A 5,147-nucleotide genomic window follows, 5' to 3' on the forward strand; every position below is an offset into this window, starting at 1 on the left:
AGCGCCTGGAGTGCTGCGTCCAACCCTACCAATTCCCCGCAAGGGGACGGAAACACGAACACGGGTTCGTATTGGTTGGTGATTTCATCTAGTCGGCTTTGTCCAACCCTACCAATTCCCCGCAAGGGGACGGAAACAAAGAGAGAAAATTATTCTCTCTTTTTTTTTAATAAGGAGGTCCAACCCTACCAATTCCCCGCAAGGGGACGGAAACAAGTCTGGTTTTGTCTATGGTTTGCACACCTCCTGAAATGGTCCAACCCTACCAATTCCCCGCAAGGGGACGGAAACGGAGCCCCCTTGGATCGTGGATGGGAAAATCAGACGGTTGGTTACGGTCCAACCCTACCAATTAAGCGCAAGGGGACGGAAACCATCCGAACCAGCCGATAGTACTCGGCATCCCATTTATAATCCGTCCAACCCTACCAATTAAGCGCAAGGGGACGGAAACGCACAACACCTGCTCGCATTTCGCCTCTGTCAACGCGGGTCCAACCCTACCAATTAAGCGCAAGGGGACGGAAACGTTAGACCACATCATCACAAGTGATAGCACATCATAACAAGTGATGTCCAACCCTACCAATTAAGCACAAGGGGACGGAAACGGCTAGGGAATGCCGATCGCATTTTGTGATTTTCCAAAGTCATACCCTACCAATTCCCCAAAAGGGGAAGGAAAGGCGAGAAAACCGAGTCTTAAAAAGCCCCCAGGGTGAAGTCTTGTTAATGAGGGGGTAGGGTAGGGAAACAGTGTCAGTAGAAGATATTTCCCATCAATTAACCTTCCACTTCTCCATGGGTTTGGTGGGGGGAATTTCCTAACTTCACCTGCTTACCAATGAGACTTAAAAAAGTCGAGCCAAAATGCTGAATTTCCAAAAAGTTCGCATAAGCCGGGGCGGGTTTATAAATCCTAAAACTCTTCATAATTCCTAGAGTTGCCGCGCTTTCCAGGGGACCCACAAAACTGCTATCTCGGTCTAAAAAATAAGGTTGTTTGACCCAATGTTCCATCTGGTTATTGTTGAGAAAATAACAGCCAGCGTGGGGGTTTAAACTGCGATTAAATTGAATGGGTTGCTCCATCACCTTACCCACCAATTGGGGGCGATCGCGTATATTTTGAAACTTCGCCGTCACATGGGGTAATAAATCCCCATCAACATAGGCTTTATTAATAAGTCCGTAGGGGGATACTTCATAACGGTTAGGCTGCAAAAGACAATCATCCCCCGCATAAGCATTAAACCAAGCCAACTTGATAAAAAACCACGGGTCATGGAGAATTAAATCATCCTCCAGATAACAATAATAATCATACTTTCCCAGACCCGATCGCAGTAAGTCCTGACACTCAAACCCCAATTTCATCGGTTCCGCTTCCGTCGGACAATGGCGGTAAAACTCAGGGGGAAGTTGCAGTTGATTAAGCAGGTGACAATCCTGGGTAGTACAAAGGAGAATATCAACCCTATTATCCTGAGCATGATTAACCCCAAAAGCCTCACATTTACCAATATCAATAATACATTGACGTTGGTCATACAGTGCCCGCAATGCCGTTAAACCCATGGTTAATCCAATTAACCTTGGTCGCGGGTCCTTGCTGAGAGACCCGTGGGTAGCATCTCCCTGGGAGTTAAAAAAGTGGGGAATAGTAACTAAAATTCGCATGGGCGGCTTGACAATCTTGACGATAACATAAACTGCTAGAACCTAGGGACTCTCTCAAAGGGCTTGAGTCGGTGTCAAAGGTGGTGTCCTGGGTTGACGGAGGGTAGCCGCTTGGGTCAGTAATGACTCCGCAAAAGCGATCGCCTCTTGAACCGATCGCCCACTGGCCAACTGAGCCAATTCTTCCCGCCGCCCCGGAGTATCCAGAGCCCTTACCCGCACCACCGTCCGCTGTTTAACAGCCTCCTCCTCCGTAGACCCCCCCAGACTTAGGTTAGGATTAGGAATCACCACCTTCGCCACCCGAAAATGATGATCCGCCATAGCCGCCACCAGAGGTTGATGAGTCACACACAGAACCTGATGATAATCACTAAGCTGGTATAATTTTTGAGCGATCGCCGTAGCCACCCGTCCCGACACCCCCACATCAATTTCATCAAAAACCAAAGTTCCCGACCCCTCAATTTGGGAAAAGCAGGCTTTTAGCGCCAACAGAAACCGACTCATTTCCCCCCCAGAAGCCGTCTCACTCAAAGGTTGAATCGGTTCACCCGGATTAGGACTCAAACAGAATTGTATCTGGTCAGCCCCCATTGGTGATGGTGAAGTCGGCGTAATTTCCACCTGAAACCGCACACTATCCATAGCCAAAGGCTTCAACTCCTGAATCAGATGAATTTCCAGACCACGGGCGATTTTTTCACGTTCCCCCCTGAGAAGGTCGCAGGCTTGTTTAAGTTCCCCCTGCGCCTCAGAATAGGCCTTCTCCAGAGTTTCCAGGGAATTTTCCCCATCCTCCAGTTGCACCAACTCCTCCTCAATCGCACTATAATAATCCATCACCTCCGCCAAAGTCTGACCATATTTCCGACAAATCTGTTTAAGGTCAGCAATGCGGTCTTCCACCTCCTGGAGTCTTTCCGGGTCCGACTCCAACTGTTCACCATAGCGCCCTATTTGCTGTCCCGCTTCCGTCACTTGGGCTAAAGCATCTTCCACCATAGCCAAAATAGGTTGCAGTTGCGAGTCATATTCCACCAAGTCCCGCAACACAGTTTCCGCCCGACTCAATAGATCCGCCGCCGCCACCTCTCCCTTATCATTCTGATAGAGGGCTTGATAAATCCCATAACTCTGGTGCTGTAACTCCACCACATGACTGAGGCGCTGTTGTTCCTGTTGTAGCTCATCCAACTCCCCCGCATCCGTCAGATTAGCATTTTGCAGTTCCTTAATTTGATATTGCAATAAATCTATACGCTGTAGCCGTTGCTGCGAGTCTTGGCGGCGCTTCTGGAGGGCGTTTTGCACCTCCCTAGCGCGCGTATAAGCCTCGCTAACCCTTTCGCGCAAGCCAATTGTATTGCTTCCCCCATACAAGTCTAACCATTCCCGTTGTAGTGCAGGTTTACCCAACTGTACCGTCTGACCTTGGGCGGTAATTTCCACAAAGCGATCGCGCAGACCATCTATGATAGTACGACTGACCAAAATCCCATTTAATCGGGATTTACTGCGAAACTTATCCTGATTTACCACCAATTCCCGACAACAGACCACCAGGGAACCATCTACCAGGTCAATTTCCTGTTCTCGAAACCAGTCTATCAGATCCGGGTTAACCTCAAAGCAAGCCTCCAAAATCGCGCGATCGCAACCTGTACGAATACTACGGCGATCGACCTTTCCCCCCAAAACCGCATCAACTGCATCCAAAATAATCGACTTACCCGCCCCAGTTTCCCCCGTAAACACATTTAACCCAGGTCCCAATTCCAGGTCCAGGTGGTCAATTAAGGCAAAATTTTCGATCCGCAGTGATATCAACATATAGTCGATAGTAGCAAATTGTCCATAATCAACCCTTCCCAGTTCCTTCAACCCGATTGGTTCCCGACTCAGTTTAAAATCATATACCACCAGAGGTTGAATTTCTGTCGCAGATGCACTAAATTTTAGCCATCTGGCTGATTGTCGTCAATTAGGGGGTAGTAGTAGCTTGTGGATCTGTATCAATCCCTGCTGAAACCGATTTTATTTAAAGGCCTGAAAGTCGATCCAGAGTGGGCCCATCATCAAACCTTGGAACTTCTCCATTGGATAGACACCCACAAATCAAACCTTCCCCTATCCTGGCTAGAATCCCAACTACAGCCTCGATTTAGCCTAGTTGACCCCCGACTCCAACAAACCCTGTGGGGGCTAAATTTCATTAATCCCGTGGGGTTAGCCGCTGGTTTTGATAAAGACGGCGTGGCGGCGGGGTTATGGGGAAGTTTTGGCTTTGGCTGTACCGAATTAGGTACTGTCACCCTACACCCTCAACCCGGAAACCCGCGCCCCCGTTTGTTTCGGCTACTAGAAGATGAAGCAGTGTTAAATCGTATGGGGTTTAATAACCAAGGCGCTGCCACCCTAGCCAACCGTTTACAGAATTATACCCCTTCTACCCTAGCTCCCACAATACCCCTAGGCATTAACTTAGGAAAATCGAAAATCACGCCCCTAGAGGAAGCAGCCAGCGACTATCTGGGGAGTTTCCAGCTATTGCGAGACCTAGGTGATTACTTTGTGGTGAATGTTTCCTCACCCAATACCCCCGGTTTGCGATCGCTACAAGCGAGCACAGAACTCAATCAAATCCTAACAGTTCTACAACAGGAAAACATAGCACCATCGAAGCCCCTGTTAGTAAAAATTGCCCCCGACCTAGAATGGGAGGCGATCGATGATATAATCAAACTAGCCCGAACCCATAACCTAGCGGGTATCATTGCCACCAACACCACCATTAGTCGAGACCACCTAAAAACCCAATGGCTACCCCAAACCGGAAACCCCATAACTTCCGAAGCCGGCGGAATTAGTGGCGCACCCCTACGCGAAAGGTCTACCGCCGTCATTCGCCATATATGGGAACAAACCAACGGCGAAATTCCCATCATTGGCGTTGGTGGCATTTTCACCGCCGACGACGCTTGGGAAAAAATCACCGCTGGCGCTAGTCTCCTTCAAGTATACACCGGATGGGTTTACGAAGGTCCTCTCATGGTACGTCGTCTTCTCACCGGACTCCTACACAAACTAGAAGACCACGGACTCAACCACATTTCCCAAGCCATAGGTCTAGCCAACTCTCACCCCCATTAAATTTAGCCACCATCTCTCAATCATGTTGGGTTTCACTGCGTTTCACCCAACCTACATGGCTGCGGTTTTGGGAAGTAGGTTGGGTGGAGGTACGAAACCCAACGCCACCATCTCTCCATCATGTTGGGTTTCACTGCGTTTCACCCAACCTACATGGCTAGGGTTTTGGGAAGTAGGTTGGGTGGAGGTACGAAACCCAACGCCACCATCTCTCCATCATGTTGGGTTTCACTGCGTTTCACCCAACCTACATGGCTGCGGTTTTGGGAAGTAGGTTGGGTGGAGGTACGAAACCCAACGCCACCATCTCTCCA

At 49.1% G+C, this 5,147-nt stretch carries 3 protein-coding genes and 1 CRISPR repeat array (1 of these 4 only partly in view); of the genes, 1 reads left to right on the plus strand and 2 read right to left on the minus strand.

Going from position 1 to position 5,147, the window contains the following annotated elements; translation table 11 throughout:
• Positions 1 to 686: a CRISPR direct-repeat array (repeat unit 37 nt; unit sequence GTCCAACCCTACCAATTCCCCGCAAGGGGACGGAAAC); it begins 1,492 nt to the left of the window's first position.
• Between the two features lie 97 nt (positions 687 to 783).
• Positions 784 to 1,680 carry a calcium-binding protein gene (locus P5674_RS03765; protein ID WP_315669808.1) on the minus strand — a complete coding sequence of 299 codons (897 nt, stop codon included), beginning with the start codon at positions 1,678 to 1,680 and terminating at the stop codon, positions 784 to 786.
• Positions 1,681 to 1,734: 54 nt separating this feature from the next.
• On the minus strand, positions 1,735 to 3,513 hold the full coding sequence (gene recN, locus P5674_RS03770) for a DNA repair protein RecN (RefSeq protein WP_035736583.1): 1,779 nt from the start codon (positions 3,511 to 3,513) through the stop codon (positions 1,735 to 1,737).
• A 171-nt stretch (positions 3,514 to 3,684) separates the two neighbouring features.
• Between recN and P5674_RS03775 the strand changes: the two genes are divergently transcribed.
• Positions 3,685 to 4,833: a quinone-dependent dihydroorotate dehydrogenase gene (locus P5674_RS03775; RefSeq protein WP_006616466.1), complete on the plus strand. Its 1,149-nt coding sequence runs from the start codon at positions 3,685 to 3,687 to the stop codon at positions 4,831 to 4,833.
• Positions 4,834 to 5,147: the final 314 nt, after the last annotated feature.

Origin of the sequence: Limnospira sp. PMC 289.06, from assembly GCF_032350395.1 — a bacterium.
In the GTDB taxonomy this organism is placed as follows: Bacteria; Cyanobacteriota; Cyanobacteriia; order Cyanobacteriales; family Microcoleaceae; genus Limnospira; species Limnospira platensis.